This window comes from Chitinophaga ginsengisoli, assembly GCF_003014595.1.
Classification (GTDB): Bacteria; Bacteroidota; Bacteroidia; order Chitinophagales; family Chitinophagaceae; genus Chitinophaga; species Chitinophaga ginsengisoli.
Window position 1 is genome coordinate 282192 of sequence record NZ_PYGK01000009.1, and the last position, 26290, is coordinate 308481.

The 26290-nt window shown below is 46.9% G+C and carries 19 protein-coding genes; 12 read left to right on the forward strand and 7 right to left on the reverse strand.

Going from position 1 to position 26290, the window contains the following annotated elements:
- Nucleotides 1-127: 127 nt before the first annotated feature.
- The 4 genes from CLV42_RS21575 to CLV42_RS21590 are packed head-to-tail and all read left to right on the forward strand — an operon-like array spanning nucleotide 128 to nucleotide 7432.
- On the forward strand, nucleotides 128-1837 hold the full coding sequence (locus CLV42_RS21575) for a CHAT domain-containing protein (protein WP_106604006.1): 1710 nt from the start codon (nucleotides 128-130) through the stop codon (nucleotides 1835-1837).
- Nucleotides 1838-1876: 39 nt separating this feature from the next.
- A complete protein-coding gene (locus tag CLV42_RS21580) occupies nucleotides 1877-2911 on the forward strand; it encodes an AAA family ATPase (protein WP_106604007.1) in 1035 nt (344 codons plus the stop codon).
- 7 nt (nucleotides 2912-2918) lie between these two features.
- The gene (locus CLV42_RS21585; RefSeq protein ID WP_106604008.1) at nucleotides 2919-4112 is read left to right on the forward strand and encodes a hypothetical protein; all 1194 of its coding nucleotides are present in this window, start codon (nucleotides 2919-2921) and stop codon (nucleotides 4110-4112) included.
- Nucleotides 4109-7432 carry a caspase family protein gene (locus CLV42_RS21590; RefSeq protein WP_106604009.1) on the forward strand — a complete coding sequence of 1108 codons (3324 nt, stop codon included), beginning with the start codon at nucleotides 4109-4111 and terminating at the stop codon, nucleotides 7430-7432. The genes CLV42_RS21585 and CLV42_RS21590 overlap by 4 nt, the downstream gene beginning before the upstream one ends.
- Before the next feature lie 291 nt (nucleotides 7433-7723).
- Here CLV42_RS21590 and CLV42_RS21595 read toward each other — a convergent pair whose 3' ends face one another.
- Nucleotides 7724-8641: a hypothetical protein gene (locus tag CLV42_RS21595; RefSeq protein WP_106604010.1), complete on the reverse strand. Its 918-nt coding sequence runs from the start codon at nucleotides 8639-8641 to the stop codon at nucleotides 7724-7726.
- A 193-nt stretch (nucleotides 8642-8834) separates the two neighbouring features.
- On the opposite strand from CLV42_RS21595, the gene CLV42_RS21600 reads away from it, so the two are divergent.
- Complete coding sequence (locus CLV42_RS21600; RefSeq protein WP_106604011.1) at nucleotides 8835-9776, forward strand: metallophosphoesterase family protein; 942 nt, start codon at nucleotides 8835-8837, stop codon at nucleotides 9774-9776.
- On the opposite strand, the gene CLV42_RS21605 is transcribed toward CLV42_RS21600, so the two are convergent.
- The gene (locus CLV42_RS21605; protein ID WP_106604012.1) at nucleotides 9773-9967 is read right to left on the reverse strand and encodes a hypothetical protein; all 195 of its coding nucleotides are present in this window, start codon (nucleotides 9965-9967) and stop codon (nucleotides 9773-9775) included. The two genes, CLV42_RS21600 and CLV42_RS21605, sit on opposite strands and share 4 nt — an antisense overlap.
- Before the next feature lie 168 nt (nucleotides 9968-10135).
- On the opposite strand from CLV42_RS21605, the gene CLV42_RS21610 reads away from it, so the two are divergent.
- The 3 genes from CLV42_RS21610 (at nucleotide 10136) to CLV42_RS21620 (ending at nucleotide 12427) form a co-directional block, all read left to right on the forward strand.
- Complete coding sequence (locus tag CLV42_RS21610) at nucleotides 10136-11014, forward strand: helix-turn-helix domain-containing protein (protein WP_106604013.1); 879 nt, start codon at nucleotides 10136-10138, stop codon at nucleotides 11012-11014.
- Between the two features lie 63 nt (nucleotides 11015-11077).
- Nucleotides 11078-11635: a DapH/DapD/GlmU-related protein gene (locus CLV42_RS21615; RefSeq protein ID WP_106604014.1), complete on the forward strand. Its 558-nt coding sequence runs from the start codon at nucleotides 11078-11080 to the stop codon at nucleotides 11633-11635.
- A 48-nt stretch (nucleotides 11636-11683) separates the two neighbouring features.
- Nucleotides 11684-12427, forward strand: coding sequence for an SDR family oxidoreductase (locus CLV42_RS21620; RefSeq protein WP_106604015.1), 744 nt, complete (start codon nucleotides 11684-11686; stop codon nucleotides 12425-12427).
- Nucleotides 12428-12565: 138 nt separating this feature from the next.
- On the opposite strand, the gene CLV42_RS21625 is transcribed toward CLV42_RS21620, so the two are convergent.
- From CLV42_RS21625 to CLV42_RS21640, 4 genes are all read right to left on the reverse strand, one after another.
- Nucleotides 12566-13657 carry an efflux RND transporter periplasmic adaptor subunit gene (locus CLV42_RS21625; RefSeq protein WP_106604016.1) on the reverse strand — a complete coding sequence of 364 codons (1092 nt, stop codon included), beginning with the start codon at nucleotides 13655-13657 and terminating at the stop codon, nucleotides 12566-12568.
- Nucleotides 13644-16856, reverse strand: coding sequence for an efflux RND transporter permease subunit (locus tag CLV42_RS21630; RefSeq protein WP_106604017.1), 3213 nt, complete (start codon nucleotides 16854-16856; stop codon nucleotides 13644-13646). Before CLV42_RS21630 ends, CLV42_RS21625 begins: the two co-directional genes overlap by 14 nt.
- A 19-nt stretch (nucleotides 16857-16875) precedes the next feature.
- Nucleotides 16876-18297: a TolC family protein gene (locus CLV42_RS21635; RefSeq protein ID WP_170117598.1), complete on the reverse strand. Its 1422-nt coding sequence runs from the start codon at nucleotides 18295-18297 to the stop codon at nucleotides 16876-16878.
- Nucleotides 18298-18370: 73 nt separating this feature from the next.
- On the reverse strand, nucleotides 18371-18748 hold the full coding sequence (locus tag CLV42_RS21640) for a hypothetical protein (RefSeq protein WP_146154450.1): 378 nt from the start codon (nucleotides 18746-18748) through the stop codon (nucleotides 18371-18373).
- Nucleotides 18749-18876: 128 nt separating this feature from the next.
- Between CLV42_RS21640 and CLV42_RS21645 the strand changes: the two genes are divergently transcribed.
- Entirely contained in the window at nucleotides 18877-19572 is a 696-nt protein-coding gene (locus CLV42_RS21645; protein WP_106604020.1) for a LytR/AlgR family response regulator transcription factor, read from the forward strand.
- An 820-nt stretch (nucleotides 19573-20392) separates the two neighbouring features.
- Here the strand turns inward: CLV42_RS21645 and CLV42_RS21650 are convergent.
- The gene (locus CLV42_RS21650; protein ID WP_106604021.1) at nucleotides 20393-22639 is read right to left on the reverse strand and encodes a transferrin receptor-like dimerization domain-containing protein; all 2247 of its coding nucleotides are present in this window, start codon (nucleotides 22637-22639) and stop codon (nucleotides 20393-20395) included.
- Between the two features lie 257 nt (nucleotides 22640-22896).
- On the opposite strand from CLV42_RS21650, the gene CLV42_RS21655 reads away from it, so the two are divergent.
- The 3 genes from CLV42_RS21655 to CLV42_RS21665 all read left to right on the forward strand — a co-directional run bounded on the left by CLV42_RS21655 (nucleotide 22897) and on the right by CLV42_RS21665 (nucleotide 25964).
- Nucleotides 22897-23106: a hypothetical protein gene (locus CLV42_RS21655; RefSeq protein ID WP_106604022.1), complete on the forward strand. Its 210-nt coding sequence runs from the start codon at nucleotides 22897-22899 to the stop codon at nucleotides 23104-23106.
- A gap of 310 nt (nucleotides 23107-23416) precedes the next feature.
- On the forward strand, nucleotides 23417-25645 hold the full coding sequence (locus tag CLV42_RS21660) for an ATP-binding protein (RefSeq protein WP_106604023.1): 2229 nt from the start codon (nucleotides 23417-23419) through the stop codon (nucleotides 25643-25645).
- Between the two features lie 136 nt (nucleotides 25646-25781).
- Entirely contained in the window at nucleotides 25782-25964 is a 183-nt protein-coding gene (locus tag CLV42_RS21665) for a hypothetical protein (RefSeq protein ID WP_106604024.1), read from the forward strand.
- The last annotated feature ends 326 nt before the right edge of the window (nucleotides 25965-26290 follow it).

Below are 26290 nucleotides of genomic sequence, written 5' to 3' on the forward strand. Positions count from 1 at the left end.
GGTACAACACCCCAAAGCATGTCAAGTAGTTATGCCTTGTTGCGTCTCTGGACGCCACCAGAACGATCACCATCCGCCTTCTCAGGAACAGTAAAATATTTTAAGAGTTTACAAGCTATTGCTTCAAATGCCTGATATATCTCCATATTTTATTTTTGCTTTCGCTGATCCGGTCGGGAATCTGAAATTCATTGCCGATGAGGAAGAAAAGATCGACTTTCTGCTGGCATATGAACGGTCTAACAATGTATTGGGTTTTCACAGAATACTTAAAGCTACCGGTCCTGATATTATCAAAAACTTTGAAAAGTATCGTCCGCAGGAACCCTGCTTCTTCCATTTCAGTGGCCATGCCAGTCACATAGGACTTTACCTGGAAGATGGCAAAACACAGAGTGCATTAGCGCTGTCTGCCATACTCACTAACAACAGCGCTATTAAAGTCCTTTTTCTCAACGCATGCAGTACCGCCACCCTTGTTAAAGATATCCTTGACCAGACAGGTGTTGAAGCTGTTATAGCCACCCGGACCGACGTGTACGACGAAACAGCGGCTAAGGTGTCCTTATCCTTTTACGAACACTTCGTCGTTCACAAAAGAACACTCCAGGAAGCATATAATTACCTGTATGCCGACTATGAATCAAGCTGCGTAGAGAAAAAAGGTCCGTCAAAAAAGCGGGTCGCCGAAATGGATGAAGAGCTGAAGGCCCTGGATCAAACAGGAAAGTTTGCCTGGGGACTATTTACGAAGAATGCCGAGATATTGAATGCAAGCATCACCAATATAAGGATGCGCTCACAGGTATCCTGGACAGAAAACGAAACCCGGATTCAGCAGCTTGAAGAACAGCTGAAGGAGGAAGAGGAAATAATGCAGGAGGCCATCAACGTGCCAAGGCTATTTGAACGCTCAAAGAAAGAGGTGGAACGCTTAAAAAAAGAGCTGGATGAAGCCAGATCATTAAAAACTACCATCATACAAACCAACAACGCAAAAACAGCTGATGAGATCCTGAAAGAAGATCAGTCGGTGTTTGAGTCAGCGCTGAAGACGCTCAATTACCGCAACCAGCGGAATGTGTTTAAAATGGAAGGTAAACCCATTGGTGGACTGGTCATGACCGGCGACCGTGACAGCGTACTGGATCTCTTGTACTATCATCTCCTGTTTGAAAACAAGGTCTACGAAAACAGCCAGCTTACCTTCCCCTTTGATCCCGCATCCTCTTTCTACGACGAGTTCTGGATAGCACTGATAAAGTGGTTGAATCTGAAGAATATCAATGCTGATAACATCCGGGAGCAGGATAAAAAAGAGATCCTGAAATACCTGATCAGAGATAAATTCTGTGGTGGAGTAGGCATCGCTCACCAGGACATCGTTTTCAAAATAATATGCAGTAATAAAGACCTGAGTCGCCTGGAATTGACGCTGGATGAGTTCTGGCGCTACTGGGATAGCTGCATAGCGGAGTTAAAGTTAATCACCCGGATGCAGCAATGGACACATAAAGTACTGTTCTTCCTGATCGATGAAATGGAAATGCTGGATGCCGGCCGGATGAAGACGTTTACACAGGCAGTGACCCAACTTAAACAGAAAGGCAGGTTTAATGATTGTCTGCAGGTGTTGACACCCGTAGACAGGATGACGGAGGCAGACCTGGAAAGATGGCTGGAATCACAACCCCAGCTGGCCAGAATAGGCCTGAATGCCACACTGGCGAAAGAGATCCATCAGCAAAGCAATGGCACCATCAGACAAATATTGAAGATATTAAAGAGCAAAGTCAAATTTGAAGTACCCTTTATCACACGTTTTCAAATCAACTAACACACATTTCCCGATTCACTAAATATAAATGCGATTGATATGGCTCACCCCTCATATTTAAGCAAACAGTTAAACAGAACGACAGTCGTACAAAAGGGAGAAAGTAAGGAAACTATTTTTCCCTATTTCGCTGATGATGAACTGTGCAAAGCTGTAAACCTGGCATTATTTCTCAACCGTCCCCTGCTGCTCATGGGAGAACCAGGCTGTGGTAAATCCCTGCTGGCTAAAGCCATAGCATACGAATGGTACAAAGGAGAGTTATATAATCAGCAGAAATATTTTGAATGGAATGTAAAATCCACTTCCAAAGCCAGAGAGGGACTATATGAGTACGATCATCTTTTACGGCTCAGAGATGCCAACTTCCAAAATAAGCATGCTAATATGAGGAATAAAGACCGTTACAGATCCTGGGGGCCGATGGCCGAGGCGATGCGGCATAGTGAAGACGGTAGAAAAGCGGTATTGCTGATCGATGAAATAGACAAAGCCGATATTGACTTTAGTAACGACCTGCTGAACGAACTGGAAAGAAACAGCTTTTATATTCCTGAAACGGGCGAGTCGCTTTCTTTTGAACACAAACCGTTTATTGTCATCACCAGTAATGGAGAAAAAGATCTCAGCGATGCATTCCTCCGCCGTTGCGTGTTTCACTACATAGACATGTTCTCCGCACAGAAATTGGAAACGCCGGAAACAAAAGAATGGTTGGAAAGGATACTGAAAGCACGATTCTATGAAACACAGGAAGAAACTGATACACTGATCGAAAAGGCAGTGATGACCTTTGTAGCACTCCGCAAGGGAATGAATACAGAGGCCAGCCTTTACCGGAAGGCCATCAATACCAGCGAATTCATTGACTGGTTCTCTATCCTGAAAGAATGTACCAGTCCCAGTGCTGGCCCTGCTACATTGGCAAACGATCTTTCGTTCCAGGATTGGCTGAACGATAAGACGAATGATAATAATCAGGTACCAGTGCCATTTGGAAACGTGTTGTTTAAAACAACCACTGCCCTGTTCAATTTCAAAACAATGGAGCAACCTTTATCTACGGAGGCATAATACCGCTATGTACAGTCAGGCCGATATAACATTCCCGCTGCAAAATGCATTCCTCGAAATAATGAGGGTGGAAAAAGACATGCCGCATAAAGGTGTGGACCTCTCTTCTTATCTATTATTGATAGATACCCTAAAGAATGGCTATGGGCTTAACTCAAGGGAAGAGTTGTTATTCCTGTGTAAAAAGCTCTGGTTGAAACCATTCCATCTGAGAAGCAATATTATGAATGAACAGGTGCTGGAAGAAATACTCGACAGACACCTGGGTATATATACACAACAGGACTTTCTTCTTCCTGCCGACAAGAAGACCACAGAACGGGAAGCAACAAAAGGCATTGGCAAGGATGAGGGAACAAAGAAACCGTTAACAGCACACGGAAAGGAGGATGTGAGCAATGATCAGGGATCATCCCAAACGACCGAAACCCTTGCTGACGAGGAAGTTGGCGAGCTGAATTTCTATATCAGCGAGGTAAAAGATGATACAGGCGCCACAACAGCAGACCATAATTACAATCATCTTTTCAGAAAAAAGAATTACACTTTTGATAACCGCTACTTACCCGTCAGCCGGCGTTTCATCGAGCAGACCATCCGCTCCCTGCGTTACAAAGTGCCGGGTGCTGGTCGTCCGACAGTAGATATACCTGCTACCGTAGAAGAAGTTGCCCGGAAAGGATATTTCGATGAATGGAAGCTGACAGAAGAAGACGGCTTTGTCACCCGCTGGACCTTATTGATAGATCATGAAGGCTCCATGGTCGCATTCAAAGATCTGACCGATGCTATCGTAGAAAGCGCTACCACCGGCAATGTAAAGAATGAAGGAGATGTCTTCTATTTCCGGAACTACCCTTCAGAATATCTGTTTACCAATCCCGAACATACACGAAGTGTAAAGCTCCGGAAGCTGATCACCAGCCCACCCAGGAACATTCTTATTGTCAGTGATGCCGGAGCTGCAAGAGGCTATTACAGTGAAGACAGGGTAAGAAAAGTATTCAGACTATTATACCAATTACGATCGCATCGTATTGCCTGGTTGAATCCCCTGCCGGAACAAAGATGGAAAGGCACATCCGCAGAAAAGATCAGTACCTACGTAAAGATGTTTGAACCAGGAAATGACAACAGTGATCACATGGGAAATATCATCCAGTTCTTTAAAACCAAAGGCATCACAAATATCGGGCAATGAGTAACAATGGTCATCATCAGGAAGCCAGGGAAACGATTCAGTCGTTTACAAACCGCTATGCGCCACTCTACCCTAATGGAGATCATGTGGAGTTGATACAGCTAGCCGCCTTCCCGGTTGCGGTCACTGTACATCTCCTGTACCAGATATGGGCCAATTTCGGCACGTTTGTAAAGAACGGCATTTCCTGTAAGATAGATGCGCTGGCGGTGAACGATTGTATCCAGAGTAACCTGTTCCGCCAGACCGGACCCGATCTGTTTGAAATGGATACCGATGTGCGGCAATGCCTGCTGGCAGACTTGCGTATAAACAGAGGCACGCCCTTCGTAAAGGAAGAACTGGCTGCATTCCTGTACCAATACTCCCGGCAGAATACCCAGGGAAGCGCCTGGAGAAACTATTACGACGCCCAGCAATGGACGGCGATTATGGAAGTGGATGAAAAAGCAGCTGCTGAGCAGATACTTAGTTCCCTTGCGCAGGAGTTACAAAAGAAGAATACAAGCCGGGGATTGGGTATTGTTAACCTGATAGCAGCGTTGGAAAAGGATAATAAGCAGTTCTCTGGCTTGCTGAAGAATGCCCTGAATAAACCAGATGCGATACAAACAGAGCCAGGCACGGTTACCTCTAAGCGTATTGTGCTTACGGACGAAGTTATTGAAGGCAGAACACCGGTGAGGATCAACTTGCCACCGTCATTGAGTAACAGATTGAAGAAAGTAGTAAAGGGATCTGAAGCGCACAACACTTTGGGAAGAGCTTACGGCATATTCGTCGGCATCAATAACTATGCAGATAAACAATTCAACCTGCATGAATCAGTAGGTGACGCCAGGAAAATGGTAAACACACTGATAAGCAGGCAATTGCTTGAATCTGAAAATGCATCGTTAATTCTTGACAGAAATGCTACAAGAGGTAATGTGGTCAATTCCTTCCTTGAGATACTGTTAGCCGCAAAAAGCGAAGACACTGTTCTGTTTTACTTCAGCGGTCATTCAAGCAATAAGCAAACAGACTCCGCCCTTTTCTTTCACGATCTCGAGCGGACATCTGAGTATACCAGTAGTGTACAAAACGGTATCCTGACAGACTTTGAGTTTAAGGAGATGGTTAAGACAGCACCCAATAATCCAACCATTGTACTAATACTCGACACGCACGGTGGCAGCCGGAACTGGTTGGACGAAAATAATCCTAAGCATATCTCCATCATGGCCACGCACCTGGAAGAAATGTGTTATGAACTGGCCGGCGTAGGCGGAATGCTTACCGAAGCTATCACACAATGCCTCAATAAACAACCTGCGATAAGTTACATCGACCTTTACCAATCGGTACTGAACCGGTTCTTAGCATTCGCTCATGATGGCAACGCATGGCAAACACCGTTATTCATCGTACACAAGGATCACTGGAACGATGTTTTTTTATCTAAGACTGCGGAAACCCCAAATGCTACACCCAGAAGCCAAAAGACCTACGAGTATCTCCAAACAAGAGACACGATACAATGCTTATACTATTCCAAAACAGAACAAGGCGCCTTTACTTTTTACAATCAGATAAAATTCGCTTTGCATGAAAAGAGGGTTGACTTTGAACAGCTGGACACCTGGGCTGCCATTGACAAATCATTCTCTGTTCATAACCGGTTCCCGGATATGATTTTTATTGCTTTGAAAGAATCCATGTATGCCACTGAGCCAAAGTACAATATCGAAAAGCTACTAACTATTGCTGAGGCTATGCAGATTCCAGTCTATTTCATTCTGGAAGACAAAAGTCCACATGATCCGGGAGTTTATAAATCTTATCCCTTATTGCCCGCAGATGAAAAACCAGTGATGTCAGAAGATGATATTACTAAACTGATCGGTGAGCTGGAAACGATCACAGCACCGCTGACTGAATTTTTACAACCCAAGAAAGAAGAAGATGAAACATGGGCGCTAATCATCGGCATCTCAAATTATAGTCATCTTCCGGGTTTGCCGGCCGGCGTACAGAATGCCAGGCGATTTTCCGAATGGGTATCCGGCAGTCTGAAAACCAAAGTGTCACAGGAAAACTGTTATACGTTTATTTCTGATGCCGGTAGCATCGACAAAGCTGCTATTGAGGAGGCCCTTGTGCGATTGGTAAGAGATCATGAAATGGTGAAAAACAGGCGTGTATTGTATGTGTATGTCTGTGGTTATGCAATAAACCAGGCAGACGGTTTCCTGCTGTGTCTTGACTCCTGGTCCGAACGTAATACATCCCCCGCAATTGATATAACGGCATACATTTTGGCGTTCTCTTATGCAAAGTTCAGCAAAGTTATTGCATTTGCAGAGTATACCCCCATCGATACTGCCGCGTTAAGAGACACTGGTATAATAAGCAGCCCCTTTGTAACGCCTCCTGTAACGCCGGATCCTGCACCTACCTGCTTTTTTAAAGTTCCTCTGGAATACAATGATAACGATTCTCCTACTGGAAAAAATAGTATAGTACTGGATGGATTAGATGGCGAAGCACGGTATAACACCGCTATTTTAGGGATAGACACCAATATTATTACAAGTGAATCTTTCACTGCGTATCTTCACAAAAGAGTGAGACCCAATGCTGAACATCCGGAATTAATCAGCAAAAACACCAGCAGCGAAGACTTCGTTATCGCTGACCTTGATCCATCATTCATCCCCGCAGATAACACCCACACCTTCAAACAAAAATGGGTCGTCATTGTCGGCAGCGGCAAATCCCGCCTTTCCCAACCGGAATGGATGATGAGTAGGGCACTCGCCAGAGAACTTGCCAGATCCGGTTATGGCATCATCACCGGTGGATGGCCCGGTGTGGACGCAGTGGCAGCGGAAGCTTATGCCGGTCAGTTGGAAGAGGACAAAATCATCGACGATGGTTATCTCGTACAGGTGGTGCTTGAAGACCAGGTGCCTGCGTACCCCGGAGGATTGATAGAACGGGTCGCCAACGAAACACAATCGTATGAGGAGACATTGGAAAAAGCATATGCAGTGATCATGATTGGAGGAATTGGAGGTACTTATGTATCTTACATGAAGGCGGAAGCAGCCGGCATACCCGTCATTCCTATTGCTTCAACAGGTGGAGACGCCGCCAAAGCATATGGCTTGATAAAACAACACAAGCGACTTCATCCCGATGTACTGGATGAACTGGATACCCCTTTGAACAATAAGGATGATGCGGAAAGAATTGCCAAAGCAATTTGTAAATTACTGGATGAGGGATTTAATACATATCTTGATGAATCCGCACTTGATGAAGCAGTACTTGTCTGAGGACCGATCATTTTTACAAGTCCAGCTCACGTCCAGTGCTAAGCCGTACTTACTATACCCCTTCCCCCTGTTTTCGGGCATATAAAGACTAGTTTTCTATCTATCTCTACATAGAAACACGGCATACACTCTCCAACGGAAGACATTAACAGCAATAAAAATGGGTAAAAGAAGGCGAAATTTGACAGGAAAGTATTAGTAGGGCATAGTTATCCATCCGGAGGCCAGATCTCCGTTATTGGGGCTTACAAATGTCATTCAGGTGAAGTGCTTCGTGGCGCTATTGACGCGTCAATGATCTGTTAGTGCCAGTAGCTGCGGAAGATCGGTCGCTAAGAGAGAAGTTCTTAAACGGGGTATAACATCATCTTTAACAAACAGTACATTATCGAAACGCTCAATAGCATATCCCGGATACACAGGAATGATCTTCAACATCGGCGCCTTATTCTTGTACTCGCGCCTCATCTTCTCCACTTGTTCTACCGGAGGAAGCACCGCAATAACATCCAATGCATACCCCTGTTTATTCGCAGACGCTGACAATTCTCCATTCACCTGTATACACGGCTGCACTTCCAGCAAAACGATCCTAATTCCCTTACGGGCAGCACAAGGATCTTGTATTGCATTTATACTAAGTGTCGCGGCTGTCAACTGCGCTCCTTTCTTGATAGTTATAGTCTCAGAAGCAACTACCTGCGCAGCACTTCTCTCAAAGTTTGCAGACACTACCATCGCTTTAATAGTAAAATGCGTCACACCTTTAGGTGCATAAACCGTACTCTCAGAAAGATCAACATGAACACCACGCTCATCTTCCCTGATCACCGGTGTACCTGATAACAGGTGCTCGTGCCCCGAAACCACATTAAACCTGAACCCTTCAAACACCTGCATATTGCTCACCGTCAATCGCCGCTCGCCTACTCCATAATACCTGTCGCTACACATGATCCCCGCCAGCGTCTTATTCAATCGCGGAATAAGATCACTGTCATAATACCGATGCAACTCAGTATACAATGCACGACGTAATAACGCCGCTCCCTTACTCGCCGTACCGAAATCTTTCGCAGCTAACTTAGTGGCAGCCGTCTGCCTCACATACAGGGGCCTTTTTCGTGTGAAATATTCTCCATTCCTCCGATACCCGACCCTATCGCCGAGCGGCCCCGTAAATGGGAGAATACCTTTTTGTCTTGCCATAATCGTAAATTTTATCTTCAAATTAACGAAATATTAGCTGCGTTCAAGTGGCCATATGTCTTTATTTTCAACATTTTATATACAATACTGCAACAAGGCCAGACTATATATTAATTTTATATTAATACTCCCCCTTTCCCTGGCATCTCCGGACGCCAGCCCATAAGTTTGCAATAGCTCAAAATCACATGATATGGATCGTCGCTCATTATTGAAAAACCTGGGCCTAGGTGCACTGATCGGTGCATTGCCTGGTACCCGGGTATTAGCTGCCGCTACAGAAAGCATCATCAAACCTAAGAAAAGAGTATTGCGTTTCGCCCACCTGACAGACGTACACCTTGAACCTGAAATGAAAGCGCCCGAAGGACTAGCCAAATGTCTCCATCATATACAGTCACAAAAAGACGCACCGGTTTTTATCATGAATACCGGCGACTGTATCATGGATGCACTGAAAGAACCTAAAGACCGCGTAGAAGTACAGTGGAATCTCTGGCATGGACTGATGAAAAGTGACAACAGCCTGCCGATCGAATATTGTATCGGCAATCACGATATCTGGGGCGCCGGACAAACAACCGATCCCCTCTACGGGAAGAAATACTCCCTGGAAATGATGCGCCTGGAAAAACCTTACCGCAGCTTTGATAAAGCCGGCTGGCACTTCATCATCCTCGACAGCATCCAGCCTAAAAACGACGGTAGCTGGTATACCTGCAAGCTGGATGATGAACAGTTCGACTGGCTGGAAAAAGATCTTGCTGCCAACACCAAGCTACCCGTTATCATATTCTCACACGTACCTATCGTATCAGCAGCCACAGTAGTGGTCGATAATAAATTCAAAGAAAACAGCGGCTATGAGCTTGGCGTCGGTTCCATGCACACAGATGCCGCCCGCCTTGTAGCGTTATTTGATCAGCATCCGAACATCAAACTGTGTATGAGTGGGCACATCCATCTCTATGAGCAGGTATTGTACAATGGCGTCACCTATATCAGTAATGGGGCTGTAAGCGGCAACTGGTGGAAAGGTGTCAGGTACCGCACGGAAAATGGTTACGCCATGGTAAATCTCTATGATGATGGCAGCTTTGAGAATGAATATATCCCCTATGGATGGACCGTCTAAGCCTTACGGCGCTTCTCGTCGGCTTTATCTTTCTCGTCATACTCATTCTCATCATACCCTTCCAGGGTATTGTTCTTATCGTCATTGAACTCCTTCTTGGGAGCCGCTTTGGCAACTGACGTGGCGCCGGCGTTCTTACGTTTTACCTGTTTGATCGCCCGCCGCTCGTTAGTGGATTTCCTGATCGTCATATCAATACGTTTATCAATAGAAATACAAAAATGCTGCCGGGGCAGTAACGAAACGTAACTTTTAATACACATCACCTGACTATCCGGCACATGTAGCCATAAGGACAAATACCGGACGGGACTAAACATCCTCTCCGGTGTTTGTATTGAATTCCTTAACTTTATTGTATGGCTGGTAAAATAGAACGTTCCGTATCAGAATTTAATAATGAGCTGAAGCTGAAAGGCTTCAACGTCTGGCAGATTGAAAGCGACACTAATGCGACTAAAATCTACAGCAGGAAGGACTTTTATAAAATCTGTCTGACTACAGGAAGAAGCATCATCCATTATGCAGATCGTAGTTTTGAACAGGAAGGAACAGTCTTATTCTTTGGAAATCCGCATGTGCCTTACTCCTGGGAAACCCTTTCGACCACTTATGTTGGTTATACCGTTCTTTTTTCTGAAGACTTTCTCAAGCAATCGGAGCGCTCGGAAAGCCTGCAGCAATCGCCATTATTTAAAATCGGCGGTACACCTATATTTAAGATCACAGAGTCGCAGCGGCTGTTTTTAAATGGCATCTTCCAGAAGATGATAGAAGAGCAGCAAACGGATTACGTGTACAAAGACGATTTGATGCGTAACTATATCAATCTGATCATTCACGAGGCCCTGAAATTACAGCCTTCAGAGCATTTCGACCAGCATAAGAACGCGCTGACCCGTATTACATCAGTATTCCTGGAATTGCTGGAACGCCAGTTCCCTATAGAAACAGCAGACCGCCCCTTAACACTCAAGACAGCCAACGATTATGCGAGCGAACTCGCCATCCATGTGAACTACCTCAATAAAGCCGTAAAAGAAACAACCGGTAAATCGACAACAACGCACATCGCCGAGCGCATCTCCCGTGAAGCAAAGGCCTTATTACAGCATACAGACTGGAATGTGGCGGAGATTGCCTATGCACTCGGATTTGAATATCCTACCTATTTTAACAACTTCTTCAAAAAACAAACAGGCAATAAGCCCTCCGCTTTCAGAGGCGCTGTCATTTGAAATCCTTAATCATTGGATTGAAATTCATTAGCTGTAAAGTACCTATTGACGGAACTTTGTGGCATGAAAGACATCTTCCATAGACTAAGAGCAGGTGAACTGGTAGCACTTCAGGATCCTGAATTTCACCGGGTAGATGAGGTTGTTACCCGTACACTCGCATTGTCTCCCGCATTGAACGCCGCTACAAGCATTGACGAAGTACGCGGCAGGTTGAGTGAGATCATTGGCTCACAACTCGACAAAAGCACCACTGTCTTTGCACCGTTTTACACCAATTTTGGCCGTTTCATCAGTATCGGCAAAGATGTATTTATCAATCACGCCTGCACCTTCCTGGATATGGGCGGCATCACCCTTGAAGATCATGTACTGCTCGGACCGAAGGTAAACCTGATCACAGAAAATCATCCTGTCGATCCGGTCACCCGCCGCGGCATGCTGTGCAAACCCATTCTGATCAAACGTAACGCCTGGATTGGTGCTGGTGCCACTATTCTGCCGGGTGTGACCATCGGTGAGAATGCTGTTGTTGCAGCTGGTGCTGTCGTTGCCAAAAACGTAGCAGCAAACACAATTGTAGGCGGTGTGCCCGCAAAGCTTATTAAAACTATCGGCTAATGATAAACAGGCAATGTACGCTAAACGTAAACAGATAAAGAACATTGTATGATTAAAGACAAAGTAGTGATCATCACCGGTGCATCATCCGGTATAGGCGAAGAGAGTGCAAAACTACTCGCTGCCAAAGGTGCTAAAGTTGTTTTAGGCGCAAGACGCGAGGATAAACTAAAGCAACTGGTAGAGGGAATTCAGAAGACTGGCGGAGAGGCCGTCTATAAGGTAATGGATGTGGTAAACCCTGCAGACAATACAGCAATTGTCGAACTGGCTCAGAAGACATATGGAAGAGTGGATGTTATCTTCTTAAACGCTGGCATCATGCCCAGTTCTCCACTTTCTGCCTTAAAGACGAATGAATGGAACCAAATGGTGGATATCAATATCAAAGGCGTTCTTAATGGTGTTGCAGCCGTACTCCCAGGGTTTATCGCACAAAAGTCCGGGCAGATCCTCGCTACTTCCTCCGTTGCTGGTTTAAAAGCTTATCCAAATGGTGCAGTGTACGGTGGCACCAAATGGTTTGTCCGCGATTTTATGGAAGTGCTACGCATGGAGTCTGCACAGGAAGGAACGAATATTCGTACTACGACAATCTATCCTGCTGCCATCAATACCGAGCTGCTGTCCACGATTACCGATGAACGTACTGCTGCCGGAATGACTTCATTGTATGAGCAATATGGTATTTCAGCGGTAAGGGTGGCCGATATTGTGGCTTATGCCATCGATCAACCGGAAGACACGACAGTGAATGAAATTACGATGGGACCATCCAGACAAAGCTGGTAATGGTAAATGATTGCCTGACTTCATCAGGGCTCCGAATAAAGAGAGGCTGTCTCATATCAATAATGAGACAGTCTCGTCTTTTTTAAACAACTACCCTGCTTACACGCCATTGGGTCCGGCTATATGCCTTATTCCTGTCTAATCTATCCTGATCCCTTCCTTTATTTCATCATTCGCATGAACAATCACTCTATCTCCCGGCATCAGGCTGCCAAACACTTCTGACGAATCATTATGATGATTCCCTTCCTGCACATCTATCCAATGTGTATAGCCTTCCCGCACCGCCACTACATACTTCTTTTCCGTGGAAGTCACTATAGCACTACCTGGTACCACCATGGCCTGTACTGACCCGGTAACCGGAATAGTGATCTCCGCATACATCCCAGGCTTTAAAAGATGTTGTACATTCTGTATATCCACTTCCACCGCTTCAGAACGATACCGGTCACTTAATGACCCCGCCTGGCGGCTGATCGCTCCTGCGAATATCTTCCCCGGTAGTGCATTTACATGAAAAGATACCTGTCTTGCACCGGAGAGCTGTGCGCTGTATACCTCCGGAACCTGCACCACCAGACGCAGCCTGTCTTCCTGTTCCAGCATCAGCATTGCACCACCATCGAGTTTTGTTCCCGGCCCTACTAACGCACCCGGATGTACGTTACGTTCTGTGATCACGCCATCAAATGGTGCAGTCACCGTCAGATAGCTCCTCGTAGCTTCCAGCGCCCTGAAATTCGCCAGTTCACTGTTCATAATAGCGCTGTCTGCCGCCATACGGGCATTAGCTACTTCTACATCATGCGCGGAAATAGTACCCGGTGTTTCACTGACAGCCAGCGTACGCTCGTAATTATCTTTCGACGCAGCAAATACCGCCCTGGCCTGCAAATACTTCGACTGTGCAGCGAAGTACTGCTGAATGATCTCTGGTGCATCCAGGGTGATCAACACCTCTCCTTTATGCACCACGCTGCCCCTGTCAACCGCCACGGTTTTTACGAAACCATTGACCCTTGGATAAATACTCACCCGCTGATAGGCCTCCAGCACCGCAGGCAATTGTATGCTGGATGAAAGTGGTTCATGAATAACGGTGGCCAGTTCATACTTCCTGTCCTTATCTTTCCTGGCAGCTTCTTTCTTTTGAGGCGCCTTTTCATGACAGGCGGTGAACAAGGCTGCCAACAGGCATATGGTGAACAGATACTTAAACATGTACATGATTGGTCGCTATTTTAGGTTCCTTTAATTTTTTTACTGGCATCAGTGACGGATCGTCATAAGATGCTTTCCGCTGAATGGCAGCATATACCAGTGGTAAGATGAGCAGGGCCGCCAATGTAGAGGCTATCAATCCTCCTATCACCGCCCGTCCTAAGGGTGCCGTCTGATCGCCCGATTCACCCAGTCCTGTGGCCATCGGCACCATACCTGCTATCATCGCCAGACTGGTCATCAGGATGGGGCGCAAACGGATACCCGCACTGACAATAGCCGCTTTATAGGCATCCCGGTACTCCAGCCGGAGCTTCTCCGCATTGGTCACGATCAGGATCGCATTCGCCACTGATACCCCTGTGGACATGATCATGCCCATATATGATTGCAGGTTCAGCGTTGCGCCCGTCAACAGCAACATGATCAATGCCCCAGCTATTACCGCAGGCATCGTTACCAGCACCACAAAACTTAGCTTGAACGACTGGTAGTTAGCCGCCAGCAATAAGAAGATCACCGCAATAGCCAGCATCAGCCCGTTCTGTAAACTGGACAAGGTCTCTACCAGCAAGCTGGAACTACCTTTCAGCTCTACCTTCACCCCCCTCGGCGGCTCTCCCATTTCTTTGATGGCCGTCTGCACCACCTTCGTAGCTGCACCCAGATCTTTCCCGGTAATATTAGCACTGACAGTCACAAAACGTCTTGTCCCCGCACGATCAAATTCTCCCGGCATCTCACCATTGGAGAAAGTAGCTACGTCTCCCAACACAGGCCTTGACTGCCCTTTTACCAACGGTATCTCTTTCAGATTATCGATCGTCTGCATGATATACTCCGGCACCTGTACCTGCACCTGGTACGTATACGCCACCTTCTCATCCAGCCACTGATTCTTTTCCGTAAAACGGCTGGAAGAAGTAGAAGCCGTCACCGAACGGGCCACCTGGTACATATTCAGTCCCATCTGTGCTACCTTGAAACGGTCTATATTGATATTGATCACCGGGTAATGCAGTGGCTGCGCGATCTGCACATCCCGCAGGAAATCCACCTCCTTCAGTTTATCTACCAGTTCTCCCGCATACCCCGCTATCTGCTTCATGTCTTTCCCTGCCACCCTTACTTCGATAGGCGTAGACGCCCCCTGTGCCATAATCTTCTCGGTCATATCCACCGGTTCAAAGCTTACACGCATTTCCGGCATTTTAGCCTTAATACGGGCGCGTAATTCGTCCTTGAGGGTCTCTATATCAACTTTGTAATCCTCGTTCAGATTGACCTGTAATACTGCTTCATGCGTGCCCGCATTAAACACATACAGGTTACTCGTACCATAACTGCTCGGCACCAGTCCCACATATCCGGAGCTGATCGCCACATTACCATTCACAGTACTATCGATCAATGCCAGCACCTGGTGCACTTTCTCTTCCGTCCGCTCTAACCTTGTGCCATCCGGCTCCTTCAATCTCAGCTGGAATTGCCCGGTATTCACATGCGGCATCAGGTCCTTACCAATAATCATAAAAGCAGCACCGGCTATGCCGAATGCCAGTATCACATATAGTCCTATCACCAGCCGGGAACGCCGTCCCAGCCATTCCAGCAATGACACAAACCGGTCTTTAAAACGCTCAAAACCGCCCTTCTTCCCATGATGCATATGGTCATGCCTTACCTGTCTGATCTCGTCCTCATCCAATGCCAGTCCATGATTGAACTTCCCTTCCTTCAGCCACCAGTTGGACAGCACGGGTACCAGCGACTGTGCCGCAAAATAGGATGCGATCATCGCGAAGCCGATAGACAGCGACAGTGGCAGGAACATCGCCTTCGGTACACCGGTCATGATAAAGGACGGCGCGAACACCGCCAGTATACACAACAGGATCAGCAGCAAGGGAAACGCGATCTCCTCACTCGCATCATAAATAGCCTGCCGCTTGGATTTGCCCATCTCCAGATGCTGGTGAATATTTTCTATCGTCACCGTCGCCTGATCCACCAACACGCCAATCGCTAACGCCAGTCCGCTCAGTGTCATCAGGTTGATCGTCTGTCCTGCCAGCTTTAATCCTAACACAGCTGCCAGAATAGCAATAGGGATCGTTACCACTACGACCAGGCAACTACGCAGATCTCTCAGGAACAACAACACCATCAACCCTGTCAGCAGGGCGCCCAGTAAACCTTCTGTCATCAGGCTTTTCACCGCATTGATCACAAACACAGACTGGTCAAACTCATAGGTCACCTTCACATCTTCCGGCAAAAGGCTCTGCATCTCAGGCAACCGCGCTTTCAATTCTTTCACCACATCCCAGGTAGATGCATCCGCAGTTTTTACGACAGGAATGTAAACCGATCTTCTGCCATTCACCAGGGCATAATCCACCGTAATATCTGCCGCATCACTCACACGTGCCACGTCCCGGATAAACACGGTAGAATTGCCGTTGGTCGTAATAGGAATATCCCCGAAATCCTGCACTTCTTTCTCAAGCGAATTGATCGTAGTTACATACATCGTATTATTGATGCGGATATTTCCTGAAGGCGTCATCACGTTGTTCTTGGCAATCGCTTCCACTACTTCATCCGCACTCATGTTGTAACTACGCAAACGGTCAGGGTCCACACTAACGATCACAGAACGGGAGTTCGCACCAAAAGGTGGTGGCGCCGACAATCCGGGTACTGAGCCAAACATCGGCCTGACACGTGTATTCGCCAGGTCATAAATATCTTTCAATGACCGGTTCGGACAACTGAACACCAACTGCCCCACCGGTAACGACGAAGCATCGAAACGAACCACCTGTGGTGGTAACGCGCCCGGCGGAAAGAACTTCATCGCCCTGTTCACCTGTAAGGCTACCTGTGCCGATGCCTCCGCCATATCGGTGCTTTCATAAAAAGAGAGCTTGATCATCGTCAGCCCCTGTATATTCTTGCTGCTGATATTCTTAATCCCGTTCACATACAGGAACTGGTCCTGCAAACGGGTAGCAAAGAATCCTTCCATCTGCTGGGGAGACATCCCGCCATAAGGCTCTATGACGTAGATCGTCGGCAGATTCAGCTTGGGAAAGATGTCTATAGGAATGTTCATAACAGCCAGTACTGAAAACAGGAACATGCCGAGGGTAAGTACGACCACGGACAATGGCTTTTTCAGTGCGCTAGTAACTAATGACATAAGAATGCTTTTTTTGCTATTACTGCTTGCGGGCAACCTCCAGCTGCTGCACCAGTTCCTGAATATTATTAGCCGTAAATGCCTGCTTGAAAAGTGCCTGCCATGCCGCATTACGCGTCTGTACAAGATCTGTTTCCGCCCTGTTCAGCAGGTATAAGGCATTGGTCACTTCAATGATATTGGTCAATCCTCCTTTGTACAGCGCCATCTTCTGCAAAGCTGCAGCCCTGGCTGCATTCAGCTGTGCGGGCATTTCCTGTAGCTTGTCAAGAGCAGTGCGGATACCCAGCCTTGACTGCTGCAACTGGTTATCCAATACTGCTTGCGTCGTCTCCAGCTGTTCAGCGGCCGCTTTGGTGCGCAAATGCTGTTCTCTCACCTTGTCTTTCGTGTGTCCTATATCGGCAAGGTTGTAGGTCAGCGCCAGTCCTGCGAGATAGTTATAGCGACTGTACCCCAATCCGCTCCACAGATTCTTATTGTAGCTATCATTATACTGTCCGCTGGAACCACGCATCCATCCTGCCGCCAGCACGGATATTTTAGGCAATGCGGCCCTGCGGATGACTTGTTCATGCTTTTGCTGTTGCGCCAGCAACCCGTTATAATACAACAATACAGGATGCTCTTTCGCCACGGATGCGGTATCATTCAATCCGGTCAGCATAGACAGCAGGCCGTTGTTATACAGCGTATCCGGCTGAATAGCACTGGTATCCAGCCCTGTTAAAATACCCAGGTGCAAGCGCACGCTGTTGTAGTTATTTTGTATATCGAGATAGTTCAGTCTTGCTTTGGATAATTCTGCAGCTGCAATAGAGCTGTCCACCCCAGGTTTCAGCCCGTGTAGCACAATGGCTGTCACGGCCCTTTGCACAGATCGTGTACGGTCTATATTGTCTTCCTGGATCTTCATCAGCGAACGGTATTGCAATAAGCCCAGATAGTCCCGTACCACCGCTACCATCAGATCATTGGCGGTGATATCTGCATCGAGACCTGATACTTTCTGTTGCTGTATCGCTTCTTCCTTTTGCGTACGGTAAGCGCCGAAATTGTACACTTCCCATTGTACCTGCGCCAGTGCAATATTGCCGCTCATCACGTCACTACGATTAGCCCCGCGGATACCACCCGATGTGGAAGGGACGGTGCTTAAGGGAAAATAAGAGCCATAAATACCATTGTCGGTTCCAACAGTGGCTTCTTCTACCAGCTTGACGGAAGGCCACCAGTTATGACTGATATCCGTAGTATGGGCAATGCCCGCCCGCGATAATGTTTGCTTTGCTCTTAATGATGGATAATGTTGAAGGGTTAGGGTAATAGCCTGTTGGAGGGACAAATTTTCTTTGCCCGACTGCGCATAGGTATCGTGCGGTATGCCAGTCACCAGACATAGTGTAAACACCCACAACCCTGCAGCAATGTTTTTATTCATAACTGACAGATGTTGAGTGACCATAGACGTGTGTCTACGGCATTAATTAAGGATAATAAAAAAGGAATGGAAATCAGGCTACAGGAGGCCCACGCCAATCACTGAGAGTAACGGCGACACTGATATAGGAATTCTTATATCCACTGTAAACAACAGGGATGTAAACGAAGAATGATTTGATGCGGATACTGGGTACAAACAGGCATAACTCATGATAATCGTTCAATGGCCTGGTACGATGATTATATCTGCGCGTACCGGTCTTAAACCATTGCACGCCATCAATAGCTGTTACCCCTGCCTGCTGACTAGCAACATGAGATACAACACTGCTGGTGTGCGCACGTATAACTGTCTGTGATGTGGAAGTAATAAATGGAACCTCTTCCTGCAGCAGCGGCAGGAAAAAGATGCATGAAAGAAAAAGTAAAAGCCTTTTGAGCTGTTTCACGTCGAGACCCATTTATACGTATGCAAGATATTTAAACAAAATTATAATACATAGCCCTCTTAATGGTTTTAAGGGAATTATAATGTCTGTTCGGTCCTCTCGGTATAGAGCTTGTGTATATTTGCAATATGAACTGCCTGATAATCGACGATAACAAACTGGCGCGCACTGCGATGAAGCAACTGGCCAGTCATGTAGATCAGCTACGTGTTGCTGGCGAATGTGCCAGTGCAATAGAAGCCTATAATATCCTGCAGAAGGAAAAGATCGATCTGTTACTGCTGGACATTGAAATGCCCGGTATGAATGGCCTCGAGCTGACACGTAACATCGGGAAAAAGGGCCCTGTCATTATCTTTACCACTGCCAAGAAAGACTACGCAGTGGAGGCCTTTGAACTGCATGTAGCAGATTATCTTATCAAGCCGGTCACTCCTTCCCGTTTCCTACAGGCCATAGAAAGGGCGAAAGAGTTACAACAAGCTAACACCCGTGAAGTGCATGATACCGACAACGAATTTGTCTTTATCAGGGATAGTGGTTCACTGAAGCGCATCAAACTGGATGAGATCCTCTACCTGGAAGCGATGGGCGACTATGTAAAACTGCATACTTCCCAGAAATTTCATGCCGTTCATTCTACCCTGAAAGCGATAGAAGAAAGATTACCCGACACGAAATTCATGCGCGTCCACCGCTCCTACATTGTAGCCCTCGATAAGATAGACGCTATACAGGACGGCGCTATTATTATCTCAAAGAATTCCGTCCCGGTAGCGGATGCTTATCGTGCTGCACTCAACAGTCGCCTGAACTTATTATAGTATTCCCTTATCATTCCCTTTAGCAATTTAGCAATACAGAAGCCTCCAAGGCGCTTGCCCCACTAAGGAAATGCGTATTTATGTTGACGCGTTAATAACGCGGATTTTTCTACATGATGCTAAACTAAACTCGGAAAGAGTGGTAGAAACGGCTATGATTATATCATAAAGCTAAGTAGAAAAAGGATGCGGGAAATACGGATTTTATTCTACTAAAAGCCACTATAACAAACAGATTTACAGCACATTAATAGAAAACAACTTACAAGCACCAAATATCGAACATATCGGCTCCTCTTTGAGGACAAACATCCATCATATTTGCATCAAACTAGCATATGACTAGCATCTTCTTCCGTTAAAAAACGGAGGAAGAACGGAGGAAGATGCTAGTCATATGTTAGTTTGATGCAAGTCACAACCGAAGTAATTTCAGATTGATCGAAGATTATCTTCTTTACAGTTTTGTTATAGTCATTAGTTCTTCAGCTCCTAAAAGGGAAGACCTCATAACCAGCGTAGGAACAGCGGAAGTAGCACCGGTTTCAGATGGGAATGGCGGGCCTTCGGCTCTCCGGTGACACGACCGGTGCTGCCCAATATATATCCAATACCTTATTCGCTTGACAACGCCTAATAGCATTCCAGAGAGGCGCCGACCGACATCCCATACTGAAACCGAAGCTACTTAGCGGGAAAAAGAAGCCTCAACAACACTCAATAGCACTCCAGAGAGGCGCCGACCACCGAAGCTACTTAGCGGGAAAAAGAAGCCCCAACAACGCTCAATAGCACTCCAGAGAGGCGCCGACCGCCGAAGCTACTTAGCAGGAATAGCACCCAACCCCGCCGCAGCCTGCTGCAGATAATTCGTCAACCGGTTCACCGCTGCCGCCGCAATAGCGATCTGCTCCTCCGCCTCCTGCCATCTCCGTTGTTCGATGGCCTCCCTGATACCTGGCAATGTCTTCACACCATAACCCGTATAAAATCCAGGTGCATAGACAGTATGTTTATACCAGCCCCTGTTTGGCAATCCTTTATCATACAGCAATTGTTGTTCCGCCTGATAAAGCGCCTTATTCAGGCCATCTGCTTTCTCCGCAGGAACAGGCCCTTTCGCTCTCAATTCCTGTAATTGCTGGGTAGCTTTATCCAATGCGACCAATGCATTCTGCAGTTTTGAAAAGTCAATGTAAGGTACTTCAGACTTTACAGCCGGCGCCTTAATCGGCTTGGTAACATCCGCCGTAAGCTGATAAGCATTATTATTGATGATCTGATTTTCCACGGCAGTAGATTCCCTCATCTGTTCTGCCAGCGAGATCAGTTCTGTAGTATATCCGTTGATGGTTTTGGAAAGACTACGGAAGTCAAATGGCAATACATCCGCTTCTGCCAGTCTTAAAGCTGCATGGCCACCGAATTTGGACAGTGCTACACCATACTCAAAACCGGGATCTTTAAAGCGGGAATAGTTCTCATATGTATCATAAATGGAATGGTATTCTCCGCCTGCACCTTCCCCGCCGAAGCCGACATTCAGAGATGGAATACCCAGGTGTTGAAGGAAGGAAGAGTAATCAGACCCCGAGCCCAGTGCGCTGATGGTCATATCTTTTTTCCCCAGCAGGTCCTTCTTCGCTTTTGTCGTAGCCGCCGATACAATATCAGATGCCTGTTTCCTTTCAAGGATGTTTACTTTAGTCTGCGGATCGGTAATTCCTCTGGCCACCTCCCCTGCAAAAGGTTCCAGTGCATGCGAACCACCTATCCCCAGGTATCCGCGACTATTCCCATCTGAATTGATATAAGCCACTGCCTTCTGCTGTAACTCAGCCGCGTGTGCTTCCACCCATTCAGTAGAGCCCAGCAATCCCGGTTCCTCACCATCCCAGGCCGCATATACTAATGTTCTTTTAGGTTTATATCCCTTCTTTGCCAGCACACCGATGGCCTTTGCCTCTTCCAGCAAAGCCGACAGTCCGCTCACAGGGTCCGCAGCGCCATATACCCAGGCATCGTGGTGGTTACCCCTGATCACCCACTGGTCAGGCAGTTGACTTCCCTTCATAAAAGCGATCACATTATAGGCAGGCACCATCTTCCAGTCAAATTCCAGTTTCAGGTGCACTTTTGCCTTACCTGGGCCAATATGATAGGTAAACGGCAGGGCGCCTCTCCAGCTCTCCGGCGCTACAGGGCCCTCCAGGGCCGCCAGCAATGGAGCCGCATCATGATAGCTGATAGGTAGTACCGGTATCTTCAAAAGGTTAGTAGCTTCAGACCTTTCCAGTCTTTTCGCATTTTCCGTGGCTCCCACACCGGGCGTGAGTGGATCACCCGGATAGATCACCATGTCCATAATGGAGCCCCTTTGCACTCCATATTCGCTTTTATAGGGTCCCTGCGGATATACATCCCCCTGGTAGTAACCATCATCTTTCGGATCGGAATAGATAAGCGTACCGATAGCGCCATGTTCCTGTGCTACTTTCGGCTTGATCCCCCTCCAGGAACGGCCATATTTTGCGACCACAATCTTACCCTGCACACTGATCCCCAGCCTTTCCAGGTATTCATAGTCTTCCGGCAGACCATAATTCACAAACACCAGTTCCCCGGTCACATCGCCATCGGCACTCCAGGCATTGTAGGTAGCCAGTTCATCCGGCTGACCGGTGCTGGGGTCTTCCTTCAGGGCCGGCTCTTTGAGCACCGCTTTATAGTTCTCCGGATAGCTTGCTTCCAGTACCCTTGTCTTAGGAGTAGGAAAAAGTACCTGGTAGGTCTCTATCCTGGCATCCCAACCATAGCTTTTAAACTGTTGCAGGATGTTCTCAGCCACCCACTTATCCCTCGGCATACCGAGATAGTGTTGCTGTGCTGACAGCGTCTTAATATTATTCCCAATGGCAGCAGCGCTCAGTTCCTTATCGAAATTGGCTTCCAGTTGCTGTTGCTGTTGGCTATGTTCACTACTGAAACCGCTCAGCTTCTGCTGGGCATAAGTGCTCTGCAATAATAAAATGAGGGCAATACCTGACGTGATCTTCTTTGAATTCATGCAAAAAGAGGGTTTATTTGGTTGACATTAAGTCTGTTTAGGTAGGTGGTGAACAAATATAATATATCCCAACGACACTTGTTCCTCTTCCGCCGATGACTGATGCCTGTTAGACAATTTACCATCAATATGCGCTTATATGCCATGTATCTTTGGTTCAACAAAGCAATTGAGTAGGACAGTTAACAAACAAAGAGCAAAAAACTGAACGAGGCAATTGTCCAGACTATTAATCATCAAATAAAAAAATACGAGTCATGAAAAAGTTAGGAATTCTGATGGCTGCTGCTATGATCTTCGCAGGTACCACCGCCACATTTGCTGCTACACCAGTACATACAGCTAAAGCAACTGCTAAAACTACAACTGTTAACGCTAAACAACAGGAGAAACCTAAAGCGGCTACCGCTCCCCACGCAAAGAAAGCTCACAAGAAACACCACCACGCGAAGAAAGCTGCTAAATAAGCAGTAATATCGACAGGTCATGTAGTTCAGAGGTGCCGAAAATGGAATATCGATTTAACAACAAGCAAAAGTAAACGGACAGAACAACCAGTAAGCACCAATTGGACGCACAAAAGACCTGAGGTATCCTGAGAGCATGCGGGCGCGAAGCCTGTCTACATAAGATTTGGGTTTATCAAAAGAATGACGGGTGACGAATAAACAGTATTCGTGATTCGTCATTCGTATTGCCAGCACATACCCCCTATCAGGCAAATAACAGGCAAACCAAAATACATTCGTAATTTTAAACCAAATATTCGCCGACAAAATGCAGCCGAAGCTGATTAAATATTACTTACTAGGCCTGTTCATCCTGGGACTTGTACTATTCATCGTGCTGCAATTTAACTCAGCTCAGAACATACGTAAACTCATCTCCGGCAACGAAAAGCTCCTCGACGAACTAAACGTCAAAAATGAACTGCAAAAGCTGCAAACCAGTATAGCCAAAACCGATAGCAAAGTACGCGGCGCTGTTATATCCCAGGACACATTAAATATCACCGGTATAGAAGCTGAAGTCGCCCTGATCAAAGCCGACCTCCGGGAGATTAACAAACTTGTAAGCAACGACAGCACAGAGAAATTGCTGACCCAGTTGAATTACCTCGTTGAAGAAAAGAACAAACTGAACATCGCTATACTCGACACCTTTTATACCAGGGGCAAATGGCCCGCAGAGCGGATCATCAACGCCCAGAAAGGTAAACGTCTCGGCGACGCTATTACCATCATTCTTCATTCCCTCGACAGCACCCGGCAAACAGAAGTGAATCATACCACGCACATGATTGACACCAGCGGACAAAAAGCCCTCAACTGGGGTACTATTATGCTGTTCTTTGCCTGCATTTCCAGCCTGTTGTCATTCCTGTATATCACCAGCAGGATCTATAAGCAGGAACAACTGATCGAGGCACTCAATCAATCGCGACAGCAGGAAAAGAAGCTGACCATCATCAAAGATCAGTTCCTGGCCAATATGAGCCATGAAATAAGAACGCCCATGAACGCCGTACTGGGATTCACTCACCTGCTGCAGCAGCAACCCATGAATGAAAAGTCAAAAGAATACGTGACCTCCATTCAACATGCAGGAGAAAATCTGCTGGACATCATCAACGATATACTGGATATATCCAAAATAGAATCAGGCATGATGCGGCTGGAGCCCGTATCTTTCAGCTTACGGGGCATGCTGCATTCCCTGGAATTGATGTTCCAGCCCAAAGCACAGGAAAAGAAACTGGAATTATCCTTCAATATAGACACACATGTACCCGACATCCTATATGGGGACGTCATGCGCCTGACACAGGTGCTCCTCAACCTGGTCAACAACGCTATTAAATTTACCCACCAAGGCAAGGTACAGCTCAGGGTAAGCCAGGTAGCAGCAGAAAGCGGGGTAAGGCTGTTGTTCACCGTCAGCGATACCGGTATTGGTATTGCCCCGGACAAAATAGCTACTATCTTCGACCGCTTTAACCAGGCAGAGGCAGACATCACCCGCAAATTCGGCGGAACTGGTCTGGGACTCACTATCGTAAGTCAACTGGTAGAATTACAACACGGTAGCGTCAGCGTTGAAAGCGAACCGGGAAAAGGCAGCACCTTTAAAGTGGAGCTGCCTTATACATTAGGAGAGCTGCTGCCTGACAGTGGGGAGAACTACAACTATTCCCAGGACAATTTCGCCCTGCCGCAACAACCGGATATACGACTGCTGGTTGCCGAGGATAACAAGATGAACCAGAACCTCCTGAAACATCTGCTGGGCAACCGGCAGCTGCATTATCAACTGGTGAATAACGGACAGGAGGCATTATCCGCCCTCTCCCGGCAACATTTCGACCTGGTACTGATGGACCTTCAGATGCCGGAAATGGACGGTTATACCGCCACTAAAAAGATCCGGGAAGAACTGCAATCGAATATTCCCATTATCGCCATGACTGCCCACGCCATGTCAGGAGAAAGGGAGAAATGCCTGCAGGCAGGTATGAATGAGTATCTGGCAAAACCGATACGGGAAGGAGAGCTTTACCGCATGATACAGGTCTTCACCGGTAAGAGCAGTACGCCCGAACTATACGCCCGTCAGAACGGCCATACGGCCTTTAATAACGGCAGCAACGGACAGGCAACAGAACACGAAGCGCCCCTGGTACAGCTGGAATATCTGCATCAATTGTCCATGGGCGATGAAGGGTTCGAGCAGAACATGTTGCAGCAGTTCGTTACACAGCTACCGGAAGATCTTGCCCAGCTAAAAAAGGCCATCGATGAAGGCTCGGTCACCGCTATACGCAGTACCGCGCACAATATAAAAACGACTATTTCCTTTATCGGATTGGAAACCAGCTTATATCCTACGCTGGAGACACTGGAGAACCTGGATGGTACGTATGATGCGACCTTTGTGGCAGAGCAATATGGCACACTTAAGCAGCTGTGTATAAAGGCCTTAGAGGAGACGCTGCGCTTGCTGTTATAACCCGGCCTTTTCTTTTTCCTTTTTCACCGACAGTTAATCCCTGTTCATCGAAACCGCCGGAGTCGCCTTCATTATAGCCTTAATTTTACATCAGCAATTAGAAATAATTCATCTCTCAATTAAAAAATTAGTAGTCATGAACATCAAGAAAAGTCTTATTGTAGCAGCAGTATTTATGAGCGTTAGCGCTGTAGTTTTCGCACAGACTCCTGCACAGAAACCTGCTAAGAAAGAAAAAGCAAAGACTGAGAAACCAGCTGCTGACACAGCTAAAGCTGCTCACAAAATGCACAAGAAAGCTGCGCCTAAAGCTCAGTAGTCTTAATGAGCAAACGAAGAGATTTGAAGAGGGGCTGGCCTGCGGGTCAGCCTCTTTCTTTTTGGGCCCTATTGGGGTGATTCAATTTGTTATGGGGGCCACGTATTTCGTCCCCGGGGTTGCACCCCGCGCTACAAACAAAACGGCTCCTAACGGAGCCGATTGATGTTTTGTTAAATGTATTTATCGTGATTCATTCGCGTCAATAGGACTCCGGTAGGAGCACCCCGCGCTACAAGTGAGTAGGAGGCATGAGATTATTTCGCATGCCGTCCCCTCCAGCCACCGTACGTACGGGTCCGTATACGGCGGCACATCAAAATAGT

Bases quoted from the DNA above. Each gene is read 5' to 3' on its own strand.
- CLV42_RS21605 (WP_106604012.1), bottom strand. From the start codon at position 9,967: ATGACGATCAGGAAATCCACTAACGAGCGGCGGGCGATCAAACAGGTA.
- CLV42_RS21610 (WP_106604013.1), top strand. From the start codon at position 10,136: ATGGCTGGTAAAATAGAACGTTCCGTATCAGAATTTAATAATGAGCTG.
- CLV42_RS21620 (WP_106604015.1), top strand. From the start codon at position 11,684: ATGATTAAAGACAAAGTAGTGATCATCACCGGTGCATCATCCGGTATA.
- CLV42_RS21665 (WP_106604024.1), top strand. From the start codon at position 25,782: ATGAACATCAAGAAAAGTCTTATTGTAGCAGCAGTATTTATGAGCGTT.
- CLV42_RS21615 (WP_106604014.1), top strand. From the start codon at position 11,078: ATGAAAGACATCTTCCATAGACTAAGAGCAGGTGAACTGGTAGCACTT.
- CLV42_RS21595 (WP_106604010.1), bottom strand. From the start codon at position 8,641: ATGGCAAGACAAAAAGGTATTCTCCCATTTACGGGGCCGCTCGGCGAT.
- CLV42_RS21630 (WP_106604017.1), bottom strand. From the start codon at position 16,856: ATGTCATTAGTTACTAGCGCACTGAAAAAGCCATTGTCCGTGGTCGTA.
- CLV42_RS21600 (WP_106604011.1), top strand. From the start codon at position 8,835: ATGGATCGTCGCTCATTATTGAAAAACCTGGGCCTAGGTGCACTGATC.
- CLV42_RS21655 (WP_106604022.1), top strand. From the start codon at position 22,897: ATGAAAAAGTTAGGAATTCTGATGGCTGCTGCTATGATCTTCGCAGGT.
- CLV42_RS21650 (WP_106604021.1), bottom strand. From the start codon at position 22,639: ATGAATTCAAAGAAGATCACGTCAGGTATTGCCCTCATTTTATTATTG.
- CLV42_RS21575 (WP_106604006.1), top strand. From the start codon at position 128: ATGCCTGATATATCTCCATATTTTATTTTTGCTTTCGCTGATCCGGTC.
- CLV42_RS21580 (WP_106604007.1), top strand. From the start codon at position 1,877: ATGGCTCACCCCTCATATTTAAGCAAACAGTTAAACAGAACGACAGTC.
- CLV42_RS21585 (WP_106604008.1), top strand. From the start codon at position 2,919: ATGTACAGTCAGGCCGATATAACATTCCCGCTGCAAAATGCATTCCTC.
- CLV42_RS21625 (WP_106604016.1), bottom strand. From the start codon at position 13,657: ATGTACATGTTTAAGTATCTGTTCACCATATGCCTGTTGGCAGCCTTG.
- CLV42_RS21660 (WP_106604023.1), top strand. From the start codon at position 23,417: ATGCAGCCGAAGCTGATTAAATATTACTTACTAGGCCTGTTCATCCTG.
- CLV42_RS21590 (WP_106604009.1), top strand. From the start codon at position 4,109: ATGAGTAACAATGGTCATCATCAGGAAGCCAGGGAAACGATTCAGTCG.
- CLV42_RS21635 (WP_170117598.1), bottom strand. From the start codon at position 18,297: ATGAATAAAAACATTGCTGCAGGGTTGTGGGTGTTTACACTATGTCTG.
- CLV42_RS21645 (WP_106604020.1), top strand. From the start codon at position 18,877: ATGAACTGCCTGATAATCGACGATAACAAACTGGCGCGCACTGCGATG.